General features: G+C 54.6%; 13 protein-coding genes. 6 read left to right on the top strand and 7 right to left on the bottom strand.

Features of this window, described 5'->3' with window-relative positions:
• The first annotated feature begins 37 nt into the window (after positions 1–37).
• From ABEA92_RS20895 to ABEA92_RS20885, 3 genes are all read left to right on the top strand, one after another.
• Positions 38–1,867 carry a glycosyltransferase family 2 protein gene (locus tag ABEA92_RS20895; protein ID WP_345685828.1) on the top strand — a complete coding sequence of 610 codons (1,830 nt, stop codon included), beginning with the start codon at positions 38–40 and terminating at the stop codon, positions 1,865–1,867.
• A 449-nt stretch (positions 1,868–2,316) separates the two neighbouring features.
• Positions 2,317–4,722, top strand: a complete 2,406-nt coding sequence (locus ABEA92_RS20890) for a tetratricopeptide repeat protein (RefSeq protein WP_345685826.1) — start codon at positions 2,317–2,319, stop codon at positions 4,720–4,722.
• Between the two features lie 505 nt (positions 4,723–5,227).
• Positions 5,228–5,821, top strand: a complete 594-nt coding sequence (locus tag ABEA92_RS20885; RefSeq protein WP_345685824.1) for an H-X9-DG-CTERM domain-containing protein — start codon at positions 5,228–5,230, stop codon at positions 5,819–5,821.
• A 457-nt stretch (positions 5,822–6,278) separates the two neighbouring features.
• Here ABEA92_RS20885 and ABEA92_RS20880 read toward each other — a convergent pair whose 3' ends face one another.
• Both ABEA92_RS20880 and ABEA92_RS20875 read right to left on the bottom strand, forming a co-directional pair.
• On the bottom strand, positions 6,279–7,145 hold the full coding sequence (locus ABEA92_RS20880; RefSeq protein WP_345685822.1) for an SDR family oxidoreductase: 867 nt from the start codon (positions 7,143–7,145) through the stop codon (positions 6,279–6,281).
• Between the two features lie 41 nt (positions 7,146–7,186).
• Positions 7,187–8,596: an alkyl sulfatase dimerization domain-containing protein gene (locus tag ABEA92_RS20875; RefSeq protein WP_425572473.1), complete on the bottom strand. Its 1,410-nt coding sequence runs from the start codon at positions 8,594–8,596 to the stop codon at positions 7,187–7,189.
• Positions 8,597–9,346: 750 nt separating this feature from the next.
• Between ABEA92_RS20875 and ABEA92_RS20870 the strand changes: the two genes are divergently transcribed.
• Positions 9,347–11,155, top strand: coding sequence for a glycoside hydrolase family 97 protein (locus ABEA92_RS20870; protein ID WP_345686109.1), 1,809 nt, complete (start codon positions 9,347–9,349; stop codon positions 11,153–11,155).
• Positions 11,156–13,020: 1,865 nt separating this feature from the next.
• Here ABEA92_RS20870 and ABEA92_RS20865 read toward each other — a convergent pair.
• The 3 genes from ABEA92_RS20865 to ABEA92_RS20855 all read right to left on the bottom strand — a co-directional run bounded on the left by ABEA92_RS20865 (position 13,021) and on the right by ABEA92_RS20855 (position 17,839).
• Positions 13,021–14,028, bottom strand: a complete 1,008-nt coding sequence (locus ABEA92_RS20865; protein ID WP_345685820.1) for a DUF1593 domain-containing protein — start codon at positions 14,026–14,028, stop codon at positions 13,021–13,023.
• Positions 14,029–14,128: 100 nt separating this feature from the next.
• The gene (locus tag ABEA92_RS20860) at positions 14,129–16,870 is read right to left on the bottom strand and encodes a serine/threonine-protein kinase (RefSeq protein WP_345685818.1); all 2,742 of its coding nucleotides are present in this window, start codon (positions 16,868–16,870) and stop codon (positions 14,129–14,131) included.
• Between the two features lie 225 nt (positions 16,871–17,095).
• Positions 17,096–17,839 (bottom strand): RNA polymerase sigma factor, encoded by a 744-nt coding sequence (locus tag ABEA92_RS20855; protein WP_345685816.1) that lies wholly within the window; start codon positions 17,837–17,839, stop codon positions 17,096–17,098.
• Between the two features lie 348 nt (positions 17,840–18,187).
• Here ABEA92_RS20855 and ABEA92_RS20850 point away from each other — a divergent pair, with 348 nt between their 5' ends.
• Positions 18,188–19,657: a glycoside hydrolase family 28 protein gene (locus ABEA92_RS20850; RefSeq protein ID WP_345685814.1), complete on the top strand. Its 1,470-nt coding sequence runs from the start codon at positions 18,188–18,190 to the stop codon at positions 19,655–19,657.
• 66 nt (positions 19,658–19,723) lie between these two features.
• Here the strand turns inward: ABEA92_RS20850 and ABEA92_RS20845 are convergent, their stop codons facing one another.
• On the bottom strand, positions 19,724–20,032 hold the full coding sequence (locus ABEA92_RS20845) for a hypothetical protein (protein WP_345685812.1): 309 nt from the start codon (positions 20,030–20,032) through the stop codon (positions 19,724–19,726).
• 143 nt (positions 20,033–20,175) lie between these two features.
• On the opposite strand from ABEA92_RS20845, the gene ABEA92_RS20840 reads away from it, so the two are divergent.
• Positions 20,176–21,021: a hypothetical protein gene (locus ABEA92_RS20840; RefSeq protein ID WP_345685810.1), complete on the top strand. Its 846-nt coding sequence runs from the start codon at positions 20,176–20,178 to the stop codon at positions 21,019–21,021.
• 780 nt (positions 21,022–21,801) lie between these two features.
• Here the strand turns inward: ABEA92_RS20840 and ABEA92_RS20835 are convergent.
• Positions 21,802–22,749 (bottom strand): nucleoside hydrolase, encoded by a 948-nt coding sequence (locus ABEA92_RS20835; RefSeq protein ID WP_345685808.1) that lies wholly within the window; start codon positions 22,747–22,749, stop codon positions 21,802–21,804.
• Positions 22,750–22,973 lie beyond the last annotated feature (224 nt).

Here is a 22,973-nt window from a genome sequence, read left to right as displayed (position 1 = left end):
CACACCCTAGGTCAACCTACAGGAATCGGTTGAATTAATGGAAAACATCATCAGAAACGTAAACACGATTGATGTCCTTGCTCGCTCGCCCCGTGAGTATCAACAAGACCAGACGACAACACCGCCGGAGTCGCTAGGATCGCCGGATGTGCCTGGACTCGAACGCAAACGCCCAACGATGATCCTGGTAGTGCTCATTCTGTACGCACTTTGCGCTATCGCATTTACTCCACGGATGATCAGCCTGTTTGACGAGGCTAGCGGTATCGCTGGTAAATTTGCAATCGGTTTGTTCATCCTGCAGACGCACATATTCTGGCTCTACGGAGGGTTCTTTGCTGCACAAGCGGTCTTTAGTTCGCTATCGAGATCCAAGGTCAATATTACACCACGCGTTCTTGCGGGCCCGCGAGTGGCGATCCTCTACACAACGATGCACGATTTTCAGGAGAAAGCGGTCCTGTCGTGCATCAATCAAAGGTATGAGAATTGTCATACGTTCATCCTTGACGATAGCAAGAACGAAGACGCAAAGCAGGTGGTGGACGAATTTGCTCAGCGATATCCCGACGATGTGACCGTGGTGCGGCGGACGGATCGAGTGGGTTATAAAGCGGGGAACGTCAACAACGCATTAGAAAATCATGTCCACGGCTACGATTACTTTGCCCTCGCGGACGCCGACAGTATCTTTCCGCCCTATTTCATTGCCGAACTGCTGCCGTATTTCGCGAATGACCCGCGTGTCGGTTTTGTGCAAGGCGGTTTCGAACCGGACCCTAACCCTAGTTCGTCCTATTCTCGCGACCTGGGGCTCCAAATTAAAAGCATGTGGAAGGTCTTTGCACCGGCGCGGAACCGATACGGATCCGTCATCTTCCTCGGGCATGGGGGGATCATTCGTTACGACGTCTGGAAGGAAATCGGCGGTTTTCCTCCGCTGATTTCGGAGGATCTTGGACTCAGTCATCGTGCCAGGCGACTGGGATATCGCGGCCGATTTGTTCCACAGGTCAAAAGTTTTGAAGAGTTTCCCGAGACCTACACCGCGTTTCGAAAACAGCAGCGACGCTATGTCCAAGGAATTTGCCAATATATCCACTACGATCTTTGGCCCTATTTAAAGAGTTCGAATGTCCCTTGGTTCGAGAAGGTGGACACGCTATTGACATGCGGCGGTCTGTTGATGCCCCTGTTCTTCCTCAGCTTCATTGTCTTGTACAGTGTGGTCATGCCATTTCTTTTCGGTGTTCACAACCTGTTTGCAATCAGCGTCGGCGAGACCGAAGTGCTTTTCCCGATATTTTTATTGTCCGAGCGGTTTTTCGATCTTGGGCTTGCACTGGACTATTTCGTCATCACAGGGTTCTGCACGTTGGCGCCGACGCTAGGCGGATTTTGGCTGATGGCACAGCATCCGGTTCGAGGAGTACGCACCATTTGGTTGGCGGCGGCACCGTATATGTCACTATTGGTGATGTCCTCGGTAGCAATCATCGGCTATCTACTGTTCCGAACCGCGACGTTTACCGCCACCGGCGATCGCACGGCAGGAAAAAAAACAGCGGCCCCCGCCGCCTCGAATCGGAGTCGATTCCGGCTGAAAGAAGACGACGTTGCGCTGCTGCTTGAATTGAGCCTGGGCGTGGTACTGGCGGTGATGTGTATCGCCACGCTGAACATTGTTCTCTTCTCCTTCGCCGTGGCGATCCTGCTCGCTCCATTTCTTAGCCGGGTACGGTGGAATCATTGGCTGATGAGGCCTTTCCTCTACCTCCCTTTCCTGGCCCTTCTGACGGGTCTCTCGATTGGTGCCGTTACTCTCGTACAGAAATCGCTCGACTTGCCGTCGGGGGTTCCCTGGTAACCCCTCTCAACTTGTCCATCCCCGATTAGCCTTGGAGAGTGCTGATTCAGAGCGGCATTCACAATCTGTAGCGGCGCTCGCCAAAGCGTGGGTTAGCGTTGTTAGTTGCCGCCTAAGTGCGAATCACCACCTTCAGGTGAAGACGCAAGAACAAGAAGAGCTTCTCAGCGTCATTCAAAACGGCCAACTTTATCAACCGTTTTCCTTGGGGGGGGGAGGCAGCGCGATTCTAATGAGCAGATCGATAGATCCGATTTCATCGGATGTTGGTGCTGTAATGCTTCGGTCGTCTGTCAGGGATCTTCCGGAGCTGGCTAGCTAGATAAGGAGCATCGACCGCGGCGACGATAACCAATACTGATGTCCGAGCAATGGATGACTCGGAATCGTCGGGGGGGCAGCTGAAGCAATGGCTTCACCCGAGAGGACAAGTTGCTGAGAAGCTCACAATGATTCGCTTTATCTTGCGTCACTTCGCCGCGCATCTCGTCGCAATTGGATTTGCGACAACACTCGTCGCGCAGACCACTCAACCGGATCTCCAGGCAGCCCGCAAGGCAGCGGCCGAAAATCCACGCGACGTTGCATTGCTGCTGGATTGGGCCGAAGCGGCAATCCAAGCCCGCGAACCTGTCGAAGCACTGCAGGCAGCCTCGAGCGCCAAAGCCATTGCGCCAGGGGACGATGCAATCGCGGCAACGCTGGGACGAGCTCAGGTTTTGGCCGGGCGATTGGACGATGCGTTGCAGACAATCCGCTCGATGCCACCAGCGCAGCAAGACGCACTTGGGCTTAGCACGACCGCCGACGCGATCGAAATCTACCAAAGCATCGCTCCCATGTACGCAGATGCTGAACAGTCGGGATTGGCGGAAGACTATCGCGGAGTTGCCAATCGACTAAGCCGGGCTGCGGAATTGGCTCCCGAGCTCGTTCCCGTAAATCGGACACTCGGATTTCTGTTTCTCGACAAACTACAACAGCCACAGGATGCATTGCCGCTGTTAGAGCGAGCCCATGCCGTGTCACCTCAGGACGAAGAAACACGTTTGCTGCTCGCTAGAGCGCGATTGGAAATGGGACGGTTCGAAGACGCAGTCCAACTCTATCGACAACTTGCCGATCAGATTCCCGAAGACTCGACGATTCAACTAAATTTTGCGGCGGCACTACTAGGTGCGAAACGATGGGATGCATCCCAAGCCGTGCTGGATGAGGTCTTGTCTCAATACCCCGAAAATAAACGAGCGCAGGAACTACGGAGTGATCTCGCCGAGGCACGCGACGCGGCAATCGATGATATGCTGCCCCCCAATTCCGATGTCCAAACCGCCGAAGCCCTCGAATTGTTGCTAGAAGCGGGGCGATTGATCGCCGAAGGTGATGCTTCGCGTTGCCTTTCGTGCTTCCATAGAGCGATTGAACGTCTTTATACGGCTTTGGAAATTGAACCGAACAGCCACACGTTGAACCAGACGATCGGTTATGTGCTACTTGAAAAACTTGGCCAACCCGAGCAAGCGTATCATCGCCTATGCGTGGCGTTGAGGATTCAGCCGGACAATCTGGATACGAATAAATTGATGGCGTTGGCTGCATTGCGAACCGGTAAAACGTGCGAAGCGATCCAACGGTTCAAGAGTGTCCTGCGTCGCGATCCCGACGACTTGTGGATGTTGGTCAACCTCGGCCGAGCCTATGCGCAAGCCGGCAGCTTTGCTCCAGCTCTCGCCATTTACGATCAGGTACTCTGTCGCGACCCCGTCAATTTCAACGCACGCTTGGGCATTGCCGAAGTGGAAGGTTGGCGTGGACTCAGCGATCGTCCCATCTGCCGTGTCGAGCGTTTGGTATCCGAACAACCGGATAACTCCGAAGCACTGAGTCTTTTAGGGGACCTCTATCGCTGGGATTGGAATCTCAGCGGTGCAGCCGGCATGTATCATCGTGCGGCCGTTGCCGACCCGGCAGGACGTGCTGGGCGACAAGGTTTGGAAGAGATTGCCACGACGCAAGCTTATGTCGCGACCACCGACGGTTATCAATTCCTAGACAACTTTGGTTTTCGCCGATCGGTCTTCGGTGGTGGACTGAGAATGGCTCTTTCAGACCGCGGATACCTGACGACAAGCGTCCACCTCTGGGATTATGAGCAAGGAGTCATCGATCTACAGCGAACCGATGTGGCAGTGGAGTGGGAATATCACCTTAACCGCCATCTGCAGCTCAACGCCCGTTTCCTGAACTTCGATTACTCACACCGCGATTCTGACCAAGCAGGATCACTGGCGATGAAGTACACTCCCGTCGCTGCGATCGACTTGTACGCGTCAGCCGCGTGGGGCGAATCCGCCTACCTGACCGACATCAGCATTCCTCAATTCAACATCCGGATGGATAACTACGCCACCGGCTATGACATCGATTTCAATAAGCATTGGTCAACCCAAGGATCCTTCAGCTACTCCGATTACTATGACGGCAACGAGCGGCGTTTCGGAATGGCCCAACTTTCGTACCGACCAAATCTTTGTCGAGATTGGTACCTGCGGGTCAAGTACGAGGATTTGAGTTTTGCTGATCAGACGGCGACCTACTTCAGCCCCGACAGTTTTGATTTGATTCGGTTGATCACCGAACACTCGATTCCGCTGACTCAACGATTGTCGCTCGACGCACAAGGGGAAGCGATTGATGTGCTCGAGGAAGGCTGGGGGTGGGGCTACCAAGTAGGCGGCTCTTGGAAATATAGTGATCGAGTCGAGATGCAGGCAGGCTACTTTGCGACCTCGATTCCAGCGGCAGCACCATTCAGCGGTGATGGCTTTACGTATTCCGCGTTACTGCGGTTCTAAATCCTTCCAGTGACGGCCGCCTCCAGCGGTCACGAGGGCGAAAGAAAGAGTCCGCCACGCGGTTTCAAAAAACTCCGTCAGTCCACAACTGGCGGATGGCGGACGAATCCTGTAATTCGTCTCCTAGACGGCATTAGAATGCTCGGCTTTGTCTGAAAACGGCTTAAAGTTGCCTTGGATTCTGCAATGTGAGTGCTTGCGAAGGCCCACGCAAGGCGGGGTTGCAGCCCGCCGAGGATCACGATCTGAGGGCGGGGACCATGATGCCTCATGCTTCCGTCCCTATTGTTTTCTGTTTCCCTGATTCTCGCCTGGCAACCCACTGTCTTGCAGGATCCGACTGAGAAAACATGATGGAAGAGGCGGAGCCTCAGGTGTAGTGCGTTCCCTGGCAGGAGTCTGGGAACGAGAGCTTCGTTGCGGACAGAACAATGGGGACCATTGTTTTACAGTAGCCTACGAACGTCGCCTGAAACCTGCGAAAGTCGAACATAGGTTTTCCAAAATGAAATACAGCTTCGCTCTGATGCTTGCTGTTTTCATCATCGCGGTTGGCGAGCGCAACGCGTCGGCCGAGATGCGGCTGGCGATCATTTTTGCCGACCATATGGTTCTGCAACGAGAGCAGCCGATTCAAATCTGGGGTTGGGCGGACGCAGGTGACAGGGTGACCGTCACATTTGCTGACCAGACAGAAACGACCGATGCGGCTCAGGATGGGGCATGGTCTGTCACGCTCAAACCGCTAAAAACTGCGTCCGAAGGGAGGCGTCTGCGAGTCGAAAACGGCGAGCAGACAATCGTGGTCAACGATGTCCTCGTCGGCGATGTCTGGCACGCGAGTGGTCAATCGAACATGACAATGACCGTGAGTGCGATGGCGTCTGAACTCGATATCGTACCCGCCGACAGCTATCACAAAGGTGGTGTTTACGTTTTGCTCGCCGACGGCTCAACCAAGTTCATTTCCGACGCGATCGATTGCGGAGACCTTTGGGGTGGGACCATTCGGCTAGGAATGGAAGGTGACCTCGCCCCGGGCAGTCCCAGCCGCTTCGGAGCCTGGGGCGCATTGGGAACTCGCGCCGCCAACGACTAGATCAAGTTCTGGATACAAAAAAGTCAGTCTCCGCTGCCTGTTCGCAAGCCTCCGAGGAGAGTGGATGACGGACAGAAAGATGGATGCGACAGAAAGATTAAATGTTGCGTGTTTCGTTGGCTTTGTGATTGTCCGACGAGTCACGCGGGTGAAGGATTTCTCTGTAGTGGACGAGGCAACGAGTCCCGTCGTGTCACTCAGTCGCAGGGACTCGTCGCCTCGTCCACTACCCCCGAGCAGGGACTCGTCGCTTCGTTCACTACCTTAACTGCTGACGGGCGAGCTACGCGCATTGCGGTAAAGCTCTTGCGGAACGACCCAAACGCCAACGGAGGGTTTGTGTCATTCGGGAAACATTTTGAAATGTCGAAGTCATTGCCGAACGTTTGCTTGCCGAATTTGCGCTCTGGAGAGCGTGGTTCCTGGCTGCTTGTGGTGTTGTTCATCGCGATCTCGATCAATGGTTGTCGTGAGCCAGTTGGCTGAAGTACGCTTCCCAACTTTGATGAGGGCGGCCGGCGGCTTGGGCGAAGTGGCTTTCGTTGTCCGCGGCACCATCGCGGATGCCTTCGTAGATGCCAGCGATGATCGTCCCCAGAAACTCGCCCAGGTCGGCGATGCGCTCCTCGCGATACTCGGCGACCGACATCGATCGGTAGGTCAAATGCGTGCCGAATGCGAGATTTAGATAGTCGGCCAATTGCGGCTGCGTGATCGATGTGCCGTGCAGATTGTAAGTCTGGCCGTCGTGCTTTGACTCGGTCAACATCCTCGCGTAGGCGTAGGCTAGCTCGGGTCGGGTTGTGTACCCGCACTTGGCGTCGCCCGCACAATTGGCAATCTCACCTCGTTTTTTGTAGGTATCGATGTACTCGACATCCGGTTCGATGTAGATTCCGTTGCGTCCAATCACCCATTGCAGCCCGCTGTTGCGAACGTCCTGTTCAGTTTGCCGATTGCTCTGCACGATCGGCGAGAATGACGTGCCCGCTTCCGCCCCCTGGATACTGGTGTAGACAATCTTGCTGACGCCAGCGGTCTTGGCGGCTTCGATGACATTGCGATGTTGGTCGATCCGCTTGTCTGGCGTGTCCATGCCAGAAACTAGCAATAGCGTGTCGACGCCCTCGAGCGACTTTGTCAGTGGATCACGCTTGGCATAGTCTCCGGGCCGAACTTCCACACCAAGCGATGCGGTATTCGCCGGAGTTCGCGCCAGACCCACAACGTTCTCGGCGCCGACGATGTCGACGGTGGCTTGAACAATGGCGGCGCCAAGCTGACCGCTGGCTGCCGCGACTGCGATGGTGTTGCCGTTAGACATCGTTTCCTCGATTTCGTGGTACAGGTTGCCGTGAGAATTAACTAGAACCAGATTTCGCTGAGTTGACCTGATTCAAGTTCGTTCGCGTAGCTGAGGTAGTAGTTGCGATTGGGCGCGTTGTATTCTCGTGCTGCCAGCCCTCGCAGTGCCGCAATCTTCACTTTGCGAGCGAGTTGTCGGTCGGCGTCGTCCAACCATTTGACGTGGTCGCTCAATTCCAATGCCCATTGATAGTCGTGATCGGCCAAGGCGGATTGCATCTGCTCGGTCAGCGGTTGGGTTCCGCCAGCCAACTCGGCCATCTTTTGGGCTTTGATTTTAGGCTCAAGCGGATTCAGCGTTGTTGGATTGCCATCGTACCAACCCAGCAGCCCTGTATAGATGGCGCGGACAGCATGAGGCACCGAACCATAGAACTGGATCAGATACGGTTTGTCCTTGAGATGCTCCGGAAGCTCGACTTCGTGTGCGAGTTGATCGGGCCCCTTGCCCGCGTTGATACCTCGCACCGTTTGGTCGTACACGCTGCGAATCGCTTCGCTGTAGTCCTTCAGTGCCGTCGTAGCTGCTTCCTGGCCTTGGATTGGCATTGTATGGCCAGGAACCACCGCATGCGGTTGGAACTCAGCCATCTTTCCAACACTTTGGGACCAATTCAGTACATCGCGATAGGCGGTGCCGCGAATTGCATACAGATTGGGAAAGGAACTGTAAAAATTGTCGCCTGCGAACAAGACCTTCTCTTTGGGCAGCCAGATGAACAGAGCATCATCGGTTTCCCCCGGTGCAAAGTGGAGTTCAATTTCGACACCCGCAATCGTTGTTTTCAGTCCACTGCTGGGGACGGTGACGGTCGGTGACAGAAACCCTTCGCCGCGGTCGCCGTCTTCGGTCCCCGCCGGTGCGACGCCTCGATTTGTACTTTCGGCCGCTGACAATTTTCGACCGAACTGACGCACGTTTCGCTTGGCTTTGACCGGGTCGACCGCCTTGTTGACGCCTTCGGCTGATCCGAAACGTTCCGTTGCATAGATGTCGGGCTGCTCGTCGCGGATAAAAGCACTGGCTCCACCGATGTGATCACCATGGCTGTGAGTATAGATGATCGCCTTGACCGGTTTGTCGCTGTATTGCCGGAACGCCTCCGCTGCTTTCGTTGCACTCGCCGGCCCAAAAAGCGTATCGATGATAATGACCCCGTCGGTGCCGACGATCATTGAGGTGTTGGCGCCATGGAAACCCACCGCGGTGAAAACGTTGTCGGCGACCTTGATCACTCCCTTCTCGAATTGGTGCTGCTGTGAATTCAGCATTCGCAGAGCGGTTTCAGGGTCGACTTGCGTTTGACCGCGGGCGGGGGCGGCGGTCAGCACGAGAAGGATCAAAAGACCGAACTTTATCGTGCTTGCCGTGAGCTGCGAAAGTAGATGTGGAAAGGTGTTCTTATTCATCGTGTTTAATCCTTTGCGAGATCGTTCGTGAGATTGTTCAGCGTCTTTCACAGGACGTGATGCGAACCGGTTGTCCGAGGTCGGAGTGTATGAGCCTGGTCAAATTCGCTTGAGGCATGAGATCCAGCTTCCTCGATCCCAAGTCGCATGCCTGTATGGTACAGGTAATGGCCGTTCGGTCAATGGAAACGTGTAAATATAATTTTGCGTTCGGCGGAAGCCAAAACGATGAATGACCGCAGAAATGCTTGTTTAGCAATCAAATCGCTATCTTTCCTTAAGTGAATTTCTACAGAAGAGGCAGTTGGCGAAGGCAGATGTAAATCGGCGAAAAAACGCAATGAACGCTACGTATCCGAGGCATCGTCGTAGCGGAAGTCGCGGGCGGCTTGTTGTTTTCGTCGTACGATGGACTTCCTAGTCCGTCGAATCCACCATTGGCGGACTAGGAAGTCCATCCTACACCCCTGGCCGCAGAAACCTTCACTAAATCAACAAGCCGTCAAGACTTTCGGGGGGCGGATCGGATGATGATGATCGCCTCGAAACTCTTGACGAGTTCCGCTACGGCTCTCGACAAGTTCTGCAACCAAGTGGGGAAGCGTTCTACAAGGACTCGGGTTTTGGTGCATAATTGATGCACGGAATGAACCGTCTGATCAAATTTAGAAAACCGCCCCCGAACAACTGGAATTACCAACAGTGACATCGATACGAAAGCCCTCCTCCTTCTTGACTGTTTGCTTGTTGATGCTCGCGTTGCCTGATCGCGGTTTGTCGGCTGAAGAGGCGACCGTCTCCTCGCCATCGGGAAACCATGTGATTCAGTTTTCACTGCGGGATGGAGTGCCACACTACCGTGTCTCCTACCAAGGCAAGACGATCCTTTCGGATTCCTCACTCTCGTTGAATATCGAGGGCGACCCGTGGAGTGACCGCTTCGTGGTCGAGAGGACACGGACCGATTCACAGTCGGGCAGCTGGGTTCCCGTGGTCGGATCGAAGAGTTCGTACCCGGATGCGTACAACGAATGCATTGTCCAGCTGCGGGAAGCATCGGAAGCGAAGCGACGCCTCGACCTCACGTTTCGGGCGTACGACGAAGGAGTGGCCTTTCGCTACACGATTCCACCGCAGAAAGGCGTCGCAAACATCAAGCTCGTTTCGGAAGACAGTCAATTCCAATTCACTGACGATCACTTCGTCTACTGGGACGACTATCCGCAAGCAGAGTATTCCAAGGTGCGGCTCTCCGAGATGCCGGACCAGGCCATCCGGCCGCTACTGCTGGAAACCGGATCGCATTTTGTGGCGATCGCTGAAGCAGGGGATCTCGAACATTACGCGCCGATGATGCTGAATCGATCCGGCAATCTGCAGTTGGAAACGCGGTTCCGTAGCGGAACGGTGACGGCCGCCGATTCTCTAACGACTCCATGGCGAGTGATCATGGTTGCCGAGCACCCTGGTACACTCGTCGAACATCACTACCTGCTGCAAAATCTTTCGCCACCCTGTGTGCTCGACGATACCGCTTGGATCACGCCGGGCAAGGTTTGGCGAAGCAATCTGTCGACAGACGCCGCCAAGGCGATCATCGACTACGCCGCCGCCAACAACTACCAATACGTGCATTATGACGCGGGCTGGTATGGACCGGAACGGGCCGCCGATTCGAACCCGTTGACCGTCATCGACTCGATCGACAGGAAAGAGACGATTCGCTACGCGGACGAACATGGAATCGGGTTGATCTGCTACATCAACAAGATTGCGATGTCGCGATACGACCTGGACAAGACGTTTCGCACGTACCATCAATGGGGCATTCGTGGAGTGAAGTTCGGTTTCGTCGACTGGAAGAGCCAATCCGACATGGAGTTTTTGTTCGCTGCGATCAAGACCGCGGCGAAATACAAATTGGTGGTTGATATCCACGACAATTTTCGGCTTACTGGGATCGAACGATCCTACCCCAATGTGTTAACGGTCGAAGGCATTCTGGGCAACGAAGAACCGGCGAACCGAGGGAACCCACCGAAGAATGTCCTGACCACTTCCTTTGCACGGATGATCGCGGGAGCGGGTGATTTCACGCCTTGCTACCTGAATGGACGAGTCGTCAGCCGATCGTTTCAGCTGGCGTTGGGAGTCGTGTTCTACAGTCCGCTGCAGTATCTGCATTGGTACGACCAGGCGGATCGGTATGCCGGCAAATCGTTTCCTGAGCTGGAGTTTTGGAAGGAGATGCCGACGACTTGGGATGATTCCAAGGTGGTCAACGGATCGATCGGCAGCTACATGACGGTGGCCCGACGGAAAGGCGACCGCTGGTTTGTGGGAACGATTGTCAATGAAGCTCGCAGCCTCGACATTCCGCTGGACTTCCTCGGCCCAGGCGAGTTCACGGCGACAATCTATGCCGAGCATCCCGACGACAAAAATCTCGTCACGATCGAATCACGTCAGGTCACATCGAGTAGTTCGCTGACAGCCACGATGAGTTCCGGAAGCGGTTGCGCGATCTTGATTGCACCGACTGCGGGTTCAAGTGAGTGAGCCCCATCGCATCAATTGTTCTCGCAACGATCCGATCCAAGTTTGGCAAGCTCAAAGCGCATGGAAAGCGGTAGCATCCATCACAGGGCGTTCGATAGTTGTGTTGGATTTCTGCTTTGATTGAGCGGCTGCTTCGTATCACTGCGGGCAATGTTGGTCGCTGATCTTGGCAAAAAGATGTAGGGCAAAAAGATGGGACACTGCAGCGTGTTTCCGATTTATTGATGTTTTTGCCATCCATATTTTTGCCATTTACCGGAGCGGGGCCGAGCCGAGATGTTGGATGGGCGAGTCGATGGAGCAGCGGCGTGATGTCACCGAGGGCAACATTGGTCACTGGATGGGCAGGAAAATGTAGGGGGCAGAAAAATGGGATGCCGCAGTGTGATTCTGCTTTCTTATTTTCCTGCCCTCCTCATGTTCCTGCCCGCCGGTCGACCGGTGATTGGTGGTCAAGTCGGACTACTAATTCGAGCTAGCGGCTGCTTCGTATCACTGTGGGCAATGTCGGATGCTGATCTTGGCAAAAAGATGTAGGGCAAAAAGATGGGGTACCGCGGAGTGTTTCCCGTTTCTTCATCTTTTTGCCAACCATCTTTTTGCCAATGATCGGAACGGGGCCAAGCCGAGATGTTGGATGGGCGAGTCGATGGAGCAGCGGCGTAATGTCACCGAGGGTAACATTGGTCACTGGATGGGGCAGGAAAATGTACTGGGCAGAAAAATGGGATGCCGCAGTGTGATACTGCTTTCGTATTTTCCTGCCCTCCCCATGTTCCTGCCCGCCGGTCGGCCGGCGCTTAATAATCGTGCGGACTTCTGATTGGAGCGAGCGGCCGCATCGTATCACTGTGGGCAATGTCGGATGCTGATCTTGGCAAAAAGATGGGATGCCGCAGTGTGATTCTGCTTTCTTATTTTCCTGCCCTCCTCATGTTCCTGCCCGCCGGTCGACCGGCGCTTGGTGGTCAAGGTGGACTACCAATTCGAGCTAGCTGCTGTTACGTTTCACTGCGGGCAATGTTGGTCGCTGATCTTGGCAAAAAGATGCCGGGCAAAAAGATGGGTCACTGCAGCGTGTTTCCGATTTATTGATGTTTTTGCCAACCATCTTTTTGCCAATGACCGGAGCGGGGCCGAGCCGAGATGTTGGATGGGCGAGTCGAGTGAGCAGCGGCGTGATGTCATCGAAGGCAACGTTGGTCACTGGATGGGCAGGAAAATGTAAGGGGCAGAAAAATGGGATACCGCAGTGAGATACTGCTTTCGTATTTTCCTGCCCTCCCCATGTTCCTGCGCGCCGGTCGACCGGTGATTGGTGGTCAAGGTGGACTACCAATTCGAGCTAGCTGCTGTTACGTATCACTGCGAGCAATTTCGGATGCTGATCTTGGCAAAAAGATGTAGGGCAAAAAGATGGGGTACCGCGGAGTGTCTCCGGTTTCTTCATCTTTTTGCCAACCATCTTTTTGCCAATAGTGGGAAGGAAGAACCGAGCATGTTTATGGCTGGAAGTGAAACGCCTTGAAACGGCGTACTGTCGGTTAAAAGAACTTCGATCCACTGACCGATCGATTTACTCGCAGCCTTTTACCTCTAGTGGTCTCGCAAAGGTGACGACCGGTTCGGTGGTGTACCAAGCCAGTGCGATGGCGAAGGCGGGCGGCACCCCGATGAAGTGCTGTGTCGCTGCTCACCCTACCATTGTCACTCCCTGCATGCTGCCTCGTTACCACCACATCGTCTCGACCTGCCCAATGTTTACCGACGAACGTTCCGCATCCCGGAAACCGCCTACAGTGAGTCGTACGCCTCGGTTTGAAAAATCGGACGCAGCAACGCAGCACAAATAAAAACGATTGGGTTCATTGATTGGTACACCATGTCATGCGGAGTGCGAAGTCTCTCTGAAAATCGGGCCGCCATCGACTGACGGACTTACGAGGGTCTGTCTTTATCTGATCGTCGCGATACCACCCGTCATCGGATCGATAGAACTGGCCGCCCCATCCGGGTTTGCTCGGATCGGCGGGATCATTGCCTCCTTGAGGAAGAAAGAAGAACCACGATGGCGTATCGCCTTCTTTCATACAGCCGTGAGGGTTGGGCGAAGTCCATGTTTTCGTTGGATAAAGCTGACCGAGCGGTCCTTTGGATCGCACATTCGCCTCGATCCAATCGGACGAAGTCAACGACGCGTCGCCCGTCAAATACATGCCACGAAATGACGCATTGCGTTTGTCGGTTCCGGCCTTGGCTTTGCTAAGAATGTAGTACATGCCCCCAAACTCGGATTGAATCCAATTCGCGATGCCGTCCTGATCGGCAATGTCATAAACGCGGAACCGTTTGACGAATTCAGCCAGCCCGTCTGCGCCGCGGTCGTTTCGTACTCGCCACAGAGCCTGAGCAAGATCCGTCTGGCCGCCCCAGATCGCGATGTTAAGCGGTGAGACGGCCGAGCCCTCGTCAACTCGTTGGATCAACAACTTTGAGCCTTCGGTGTCGCATCCATCACCAATGTTCCCACGACCGCGTTGTGGATTTCCTGACACGATGACCTTCATCAGCGAATCCACTTCTGGCCATCCGTCGGCATGACGAACAAGGTTGCCACGCACTGTTCCATAGGCGGAGACGATTTCGCGAATCAAGTCGGGCCTTGTCGTCGCGACCTCCAGTTCGCCCGGAGTTCCCGACGCGGTGGCGACGAGCCCTTCGATACGGAACTCGTTGGAATACACCATCAGACGAACGAGCGATTGTTGGTCATCGGGATCACCGCCGATGTCCGTCAGAATGAACAATCGAGGTCGATGGTCGTCTGCGACGCCCTTGGCTGCAAATACCATCAAGGCGACAAGAATCAACATGCTGCGGAAACTCAATGTGCTTACTCCGGAAGACGTTGTCGAGAATTGAACCATCCTATCGTACATCTCGTCGCGCGAGAGAAATTGTGTCGACGTTTTTTCAGAGTTGTCGGGGACGTCGATTCTGGACGACGGCGACCACGGCCGCCAATACAGCTAGCCACAACGGCAATAACATCGGCCAGTCGTGCCACCATGGATACTGCGCGGCAAGCAGGGCGGTCAGCCCCACGGAAACGCTTAGAAAGATCGGTAGCAGCGTCCACCGCGTCGCCCGCGCAAGCCTCGGCCGTCGCAGAGTCAAAGCTGCCGATACGCACACGATCGCGGTCAATACCAATGCCCACAACAAAACAAATCGCAACGACAGCGATTGCTGATTGCCTAACCAAGCGTACGATTCGAGGTAGCCTTGCCGGTACAGCTCGCTGGCTAAGTAGCTGACTGATGCCATCAACAAGGCGGCGAATGCAGTGACGCCTAGTAAGAGCTGTGCGATGGAGTATCGGTCGGTCGTCGCGTCTTGCCGATTCGTCCACGGTTGCACCGACCGTACGACGACTATCACCAAACCGAACAGCCAAACCATGACCGAAAGGGTACCGCTTAGCAGCGTGCCCTCGCTGTCGATCCGTCGCTTGCTTTGCGGTTCGGACTTCGTCGGTTTGAACAGTGAACGATCCAGAAGGCTGATGATCGAGGACGATCCAACACGGGGAGTTTCAAACCAGTGAGTGATCGGGATATCTGTTGATTCGGATGCTTGTGCTTGCTGGTGTAACTGTTGAACTAGTTGAAACAGATTGTCGCGACTCTGCTGGTGTGTTTGCAGAGTGGTTGCGTTTTTATCCGACGGTGGCATTTCCAACGGCTGGACGGCCGATAGCCAAGCATCCAAGCGATCTTGAGTGAATGGAACGCGTGTGGAAGAGGAAGGATCGGAGCAAAGAGGGACCTCATGGTCCAAGTCGATCGACAAGCGGTCCAGTCGATTTCGTTCAGGGGCGATTGCAAATTGAACATGCTTTAGCACCAACGGCTGTTGTTCGGGCAGTGAGGGTTGCCAACTGGTCCCCGTGCCGGTGATCGAGAATTGCGATAGTCCCAGGCGATTTTCGATTCGCTGAGCCGTGCGATCTGTCAATTGCCATCGCTGTGGCAGGAAAACCTCGCTCCATCCGATTTGCAACAGCGCCGCGACGGCGATGCAAAGCAGCGTCCAGGTCGTAGCGAGCAAAAGCCCGCTTACGATTGCTTGAACACTTCTCAAACCGGCCACGCCGCTCGCCAGCACCGCACCTCGCATGGTCATTTGCCGGGCGGTCGATGCCGTCGACCGGGCAGTGTCGGCGGCATCGACCGCCACTCCGGACAATATTCGATAGCTCTGTGATTGATTCCAAGCCGGTGAGCGGAATGCCGCTCTCGTTTCTGGATTGCGGATCGTCCAGAACGCCCACAGCGCCAATGGACCTCGCAATACCCAACCGAACGAACATGGAATCAACGTGATCCCCAAACCGATCATTGTGCCCAGCGGATACTCTCGTTTCTGGAGCAACAATCCAGTTACCGCTGTGATCAGACCGAAGCACAGGCTGGTGAACGCAATCCCTAAAAAGTTTACGGACTCACGGCCTTGCAGTGGGGCGATCAACAGCATCAATGCGGCGAACGCGAGTTCCAATCCGCCTGCGGCGACTAATCCTCGCGCGGGCCAAGTCGTTGCGCTCGTATCACCCCCAAACCATTGTTGCTTGATCGCGGCGAGCCGCCGATGCAGCGAATGGATGGCAGAGGTTCTTCGGGATTCGTCGGTAGGAGTATCTCGGACGTGTTCCAAATCGGTTTGCACATCCGTCACGTGTTGGTAGCGTCGCTGTGGCTCTTTTTCTAACGACCTTAGCACCACTTCGTCCAATCGCACATCAACCTTAGCACGCATCGACGGGACGCCGAATCGGCCTAGCGGCAATTCGCCTGTCAACATTTCATAGAGCACCACGCCAAGCGAATAGATGTCCGCGCGATGATCGACTTCCGATGGATGTTCGATCTGTTCGGGCGCCATGTAGTGCGGCGTGCCCATGACCTGCCACTGTCCGGTCAATCCCCATTCGTCGTCGAGTTCGGTCAGTTTGGCGATTCCAAAATCAGCAATTTTCACGTGTCCCGACTTATTGATCAATATGTTTTCCGGCTTGATATCGCGATGCACGACACCCTGACCATGAGCGTACTGCAGTGCCTCGCAGATTTGCGGAACGATTGCCAGTGATTCAGCCGCAGTAAGCTGGCCAGCGTGTTCGATCTGGCGTAGGTTCTGACCATCGACATACTCCATGATCAAGTAAAACAACGAACCAGCTTTGCCGTAATCGTGGATACCGACAATATGCGGATGATTCAGCCGGCCGAGCAGTTTGGCTTCGCGTTCAAATCGTTCGGCAAATGTGGGATCGGTGTCGACGTCGGGACGCAGGATTTTTAAGGCGACTAGACGATCCAGATTCAACTGCTTGGCACGATAGACGACGCCCATGCCACCATGGCCGATTTGCTCGATGATTTCGAGTTGTGGAAAATGGGGTGCCAGATGTTCTGGCAGCGGAGCGACAAAGGGAGCCCGGTAGGGATCGGTTGCCGATGAGGCCTCGCGTTGGCTATCGAACCCGAGTTTAAGCAGACAGCGCGGACACAGTCCGGCCGGCGCGTCGGCTGGCAAATCGGCAGCGCACTGTGGACATCGATTCGCCGTGGTCGAAGCGGCGGCGTCCGATGATTGGGAATCCAGATTTTGCGGTTCGGGATTTTGCGGTTCGGGGGTTGAGTCGTCGGTCATGGCTACACCGTCCGGCAGCAAGGTAGCGTGAGGGGGGCAACGCGGTGAAGATTTTTCTCGGATCGTTCCCTTCGCCAGCAGGTGGCGGTCCGCACTGCAAGTCCGCGATCGACTCTGTGGCGAGCGTTGCTAGCGAACGGAAATGCGGACATGTGCCGGCTGAAAATTCTTCACAACGTGTGTGAGGCGGTCTCTAACCTCAACTACGCAAAATGCCAGACCAAGTTACAGGGCATCCAGCAAATTTCTTAATTCCTCGTCAACATCGACCGTTTCGCTGACCGTATCGGCGACTTCCAAACGCAAGATCTGGCGATACCGCCCACGAATTCGGTGCATGCGAACTTTCATTGCCGCTTCGGTCGTCTGCAGTTCGGTGGCGGCGGCGGCCAGCGAGACGTCCTCGGCTTGGCCCGTCAACAACTGCATCAGACGCGCGGCATGTTGCGACCCCAGTTTATCCGTCAATTCTGTTGCCAATCGGTCCATCGCACGTTGGATCACCGTCAACGCCCACTGTCGTTCAAAACTGCGTTCGGCAGTCTGGACGTCGCTCGGTTCGAGCTGAAAGCGGGCTTCGGATTCTAATTGATTCAGCGATAGGATCGCTCGCTGCGGCGAGCGTTTCAACGCGGCGTCGGATCGTTGGCAAGAAATGAGATGGTTTTGTGCAGCCTTTAGCAGAAAGGATCGCAGACGCCCGCGGTGCGGATTTGCCGCATCGAAAAAATCACGCTCCAAGACCCGCACGAAGAACGACTGAGTGACATCCTGGGCGGATTCCGGCGCCAGCCCCTTGCGACGGACGAAAGAATAAATCGGGTACCAATAGGCTCGGCACAGCTCCTGAAGCGCAACCCGTGCACTGGCCGGCGTACCGTGGCGAGCGTCGGCCACGATCGACCATCGCGTCGATTCAAAACGCCGTGGTAAATTCGACGGCAACTGGCTCGAAGAGAGATGGGACATGCGGGGGTATGATTGGTCGTAACGTGAAAACCAAGTATCCGATGGGATACGAAGGGGGGAAGTTTTAGAACAGCCAATCGATGTTAGTGATTGCGGATTTCTAATAATTTACAACGAGATGACCATACTGTGTTGCAACATTCGCGGTCGAACCATCAGTCATTCAGCGACACGCCGCAAACCTCGACGTCATCACGCTGCACCTATTTGAGATCGAAACCGACACGACTACTGACAACTCGATTACGATATCGGAGGTTTAGTGTATTCGTTTATGCAAAGCCATGTAGCATGCCTACTGGCTGGTAGAATTGAAACCGTTTCGAACTGAAATCTGGAGAAATGCAGATGAACCGACAATCGCCAGTCATGTTGATCGCGGCAGCAGTGCTGCTGGGAGTCGTTTCATCGCATTTGTGTAATTCGGAGAGTGTGGTTGCCGATGACGGCGCAACGACGTTCACCAAGATGGTCAACATCAAGGACTTTGGTGCGATCGGTGATGGAGTTGCGTTGGAAACCGATGCGATTCAGGAGTCCATTGACATCTGTCATGACTCAGGTGGCGGGATCGTACGCGTGCCTGCAGGCGATTATCAGATTGGCACGGTCGAATTGAAGAGCAACGTCACCCTTTCGCTCGACCATGGCGCCAATCTACTTGGCAGTACGAACCAAGCGGACTATAGGACCGAAAACATCGATCAACCGAGGGAAGGATCCCCGCATTGTCTGATTTATGCAAATGGGGCAACCAACATTGCAATTGAAGGCTTGGGGGTTATTGATGGCAGAGGGACTCCAGAGAACTTCCCTCGACTTCGCTCGGGTGGCAAGAATCGAGGGGTTCGTCCGCGGCTACTGCGGATGGTCAACTGCGACGGGCTGAAGTTCTCGGGGGTGACGTGGAAGCGACCGGCATTCTGGGGATTGCACCTGATTGACTGTAAGAACATTCATTTCGACTCATTGACCATCCGATTTCGCAACAACAACTTCAACAACGACGGAATCGATCTGGACGGATGCGAGAACGTTCTGATTGAAAACTGCGATATTGATTCCGGCGATGACGCGATCTGTTTGAAGAGTTCTAAGTATCCATGCCGGAACATCGTCGTGCGTCAGTGCAAGGTGTCCAGCAACACAGCTCCGCTGAAATTCGGGACGTCGTCACGGGGCGGCTTTGTCGATGTGAAAGTGACCAATTGCTTTTTCTACGATAGTCCAATGGGGGCCATTAAGCTTCAATTGGTCGACGGCGGACGAATGGAAAACGTCGCAATCTCAAGAATCACGATGGAAGATGTCGGGTGCCCGATTTTTATACGGTTGGGAGACCGGGGAAACACCTTCGACGATAACGATAAAGAAAAACCACCCGTTGGAACGCTGAAAAACATTCGAATCAGCGACGTCATTGCATCCGTCACGATTGAGGATAGAGAGCGTGCGGAACGGGCAAGCTACAAGAACGTCAAAGCGAAGGAGAGTTCACAAATCACTGACGCCGAGAAGTCCAAAGCCGGACCGATTATGATTACGGGCATCCCCGGTCACTTCGTCGAGGATGTCACGTTGCGAAATATCAGAATCTCGTTTCCTGGACACGGGACGAAGGAAGATGTTCAACGCACGGTGTCTGAAGACGTTGATCGCTATCCAGAACAGTTCTTCTTTGGCGTACTGCCGGCTTGGGGTGCCTACATCCGTCATGCCAAGAACATTCATTTCGACAACGTTCAACTGGAAACACGTGCCCCGGACGAGAGGAAGCGAATCCACTTAGAAGATGTTGACGGGTTTGTCGAACGATAATCCGCCACAAACCGGACGACTCGCCGCGAGCCGCTCAGAAAGCGAGCTATCCAATTCGCACCGATTTCATTGTCGATTTCGCTGCGGTGTCAATTGATTCGACGAAGCGCTTGCCGCGTTTGCGATCTTGGGAACTTGCGGGCTTACTTTCGCTCTGTAAATACACGCGGACGCACGATGGCCGATCTCGGTAAGGCTCGTTTCCTCGGGTAACTGTTTCCGCAGTTCTTCTGGTGCGATTCGATGATCGACGATGAGCACAGCAGAGCGGTTGGCCGTCACAAAGTCGCTCAGTCCATGATCGTGAAAATCCAGAAAGTTTTGAATGTCGTTGCGGTCCAGATAGAAGGGGACTCCCGAGAACTCATGGTCCACCGTCGCAATCGCCGGGCGAGTCTCCGTTGAAAGCTGTGCGGTTAGCGGTGAGTGGTTGCCGAACAGGCTTAGTGAGCGACTGTACGCGGGCACCATATGCTACATCACCATCACGACGTGTCCGCAAGGAGAGAGAGCCCACGATGATCGATTTGCTGACGCGTTGGTTTCGTTTTTTCGCAGTCGCTTTTTGTCCCTTCGTCGCGGTGGTCATCATGGCCTGGTCGACGGATTCTCGCGCCGACGACTTGTCGGCGTTCGTGCAGATGCCATCGTTTTCGTTGGCGACGGACGCTTCGGGTGAGCAAGCAGTGGAATCGCTGACGGCTTCCGGCGACTCGCCCATGGTCGCGATTAATGACCCTACCCTAATTGAACCTTACCTGATCGAATGTGAAACGCAGAGTGCCGCGCGGTCTGCGATCGACCGCGGCACACTGTGGCAGCGGATCATTTCAGATCAGCGAAACTATTATGACATCGGTTCACTGAAACTGATTGCCGGCAGTTTTTTGATTGGTGCGGCCGTCGCCAATACCCAGCTAGATCAAGAGATACAGGATCATTTTCAAACCATCGTTCGCGGCGCGACGAGTGATGATTGGTTCGAGGGACTGCACAGCAGCAAGGAGCTAGGCAATGGTCGCTATACGCTACCCATTTTCGCAGCGGCCTGGGCAGCGGGCGGCTATTTTGATGAATCGCCAATGATGGTGATGACTGGACGATGGGGCGAGCGTTCGATGAGATCATTCCTGGTCGGGGCGCCGCCATTGATACTGGCTCAGCGGCTGACCGGAGGTTCGCGGCCCGGTGAAAAGGTTCGCGGTTCTCGTTGGCTTCCGTTTCAAGACAACAATGGCGTCAGCGGTCATGCCTTTATGTCGTCGCTGCCCTTCATCAATGCGGCCAAGATGACCGATCGTCCTTTTTTTAAAAGCAACCTTCTACGCAGGTTCGTTGCTCGGCCCGCTGTCGCGAGTCAATGATGACGATCACTACCCGTCACAGGTCGCGCTGGGATGGTGGATGGCGTATGTCGCCGCAACCGCGATTGACCGAACCGAGATGGCGGGCGGCAACCTGCACCTGTTTCCCCCGTCACTGCATGCTTTACAACCATCCCATCAGTAAAAACAGGACGGCGGTCCCAATCAAGGAAACGATTATCGAGCCAATGCAGCCGAGTCGGTTGGAGAAGAATGCGAACATAATTGCGGACGTCAAACGGAGAAGGAAGTTGAAGTCAAGAAATGGTTAACTTCGTTTCTCTATCAGCAATTGCTGTGCCTTATTGAGAGGCAGCGACTACCTCGGGGCTTTAATATCGTCCAAGTTGTCGCGATGCTTGCAGTGGCGTTTCTGTTATTGCTCCATCTAGCTTAGCGCAAGGGATAAATCCGTACGTTGTCAATCGGTTTGTTGATTTAGTGAGCCGTGACGCGTCAGCGGCCGGGTCCCACGCGGTATCCGGTGCCTGACGGCCCGCGGCTCAGTGTTGCGATTCGCGATTGGATTGGATTAGCAAGCCGCCAAGCGTTTCGAGAGGGATACGTCGTGGGATGAAAGTCTTGGCGGTTTGTTGGATTAGTGAAGGTTCCTGCGGCACGGGGTGTAGGATGGACTTCCTAGTCCGTCAATGGTGGATTCGACGGACTAGGAAGTCCATCGTACGACTAAAACAACAAGCCGTTGACGACTTCCGCTACGCTAACCTTGTACCGCCTGGGCGGAAAAACGCTTTACCACGACGGCCGTACGTTTGGCGATCACTCCGCTGTGGCGGCGTCGATCACGTTGAAGAAGTCTTGCATGATGGCCGGTCCGTCAAAGTCCTGCCATAGTACCATCTTCAGCGGGTTTTTCGGGCGTTCCACCCAGCCTCGACCGTTCAGTGCCGGCCGCGGTACCTCGATGGCCTTGCCAAGTTTGGGGTCTTTCAGGACGGCCACCGCCGTTGCGTCGAAGAAGGAGCGGAACGGAGGATCGCCATGCTGCGGTGCATGCCGGTACAGGCTGACCGAATAGTCGCCAAACGTGGTGAAGGTGCCGCCGTGACGACCTTCGACGCGGACATCGACCTGGGGTCCCATTCCAGGCATCTTGTCAAAAATGTCTTGTTGGTAGGCCTTCACACCCCAGCTTCCCGACGGGTCATCGTAGCGAACTGTCACCATTTCAAAGTCGACCGGAAGCGATAGAACGTAGTCGATACAGGTCAGGTCCGCAGTCAGGTTGTACTCGCCAGGCCGAGGGTAGTTCGAGCCGAGCCACACAATTCGGATGTTGGGGATGATCGAAGGATCCTTTGCCAGCGCCAGCGCGATGTTGGTTAGTTTTCCAATCGGCAATAGCACCAGTTTGCGGTCGCATTGTTTTTTGGCTTGCTTGATGATGAAGTCGACCGCTTCCTTGCCATCATAAACCGGTTCATCGAGATGCGGCAGAATCTCTGCGAAACTGCCATTGGCCCCTTTGAACACGGGTAACTGCGGATAGAAACCGCAAAGTTTGACAACACGCTCGGCTTCGGCCATTTGCTCGTCGACGTCGCCGCCGTTGTGCGTCTTGTTGACCGTGATCCCCTCAACCTCGAACTTATCACGACTCAGTAACGCATAGGCGATGGCGTGTTGGTCATCGGTTTCGTTGTTGGCGTCCGAGTCGATCAGCAGACGGATTCGCATTCCGTCGTCCGCAGCTGCGTGTCCGATCATTACTACCCAAAATAGTGTAATTAAAATGCTGCTCTCGATTCGTTTCATTCCAGCAATCTTTCGGTTGTCGTTTGATAAGGGACGAGTGCGACCGGTTGTTAATCCGCAATTCATTTCGCGGTAAGCCAAGGTCGACGGCGTTGTTAACGGATTTAGCACCCAATGTACAAGCTGGCGTCACCGGTGCGAAGCCTTGGCCCGATCGACTATGAAGCAAAAAATCG

This window comes from Novipirellula caenicola (genome assembly GCF_039545035.1).
Taxonomy (GTDB): Bacteria; Planctomycetota; Planctomycetia; order Pirellulales; family Pirellulaceae; genus Novipirellula; species Novipirellula caenicola.
This window is presented reverse-complemented; position numbering and strand designations above follow the sequence as displayed.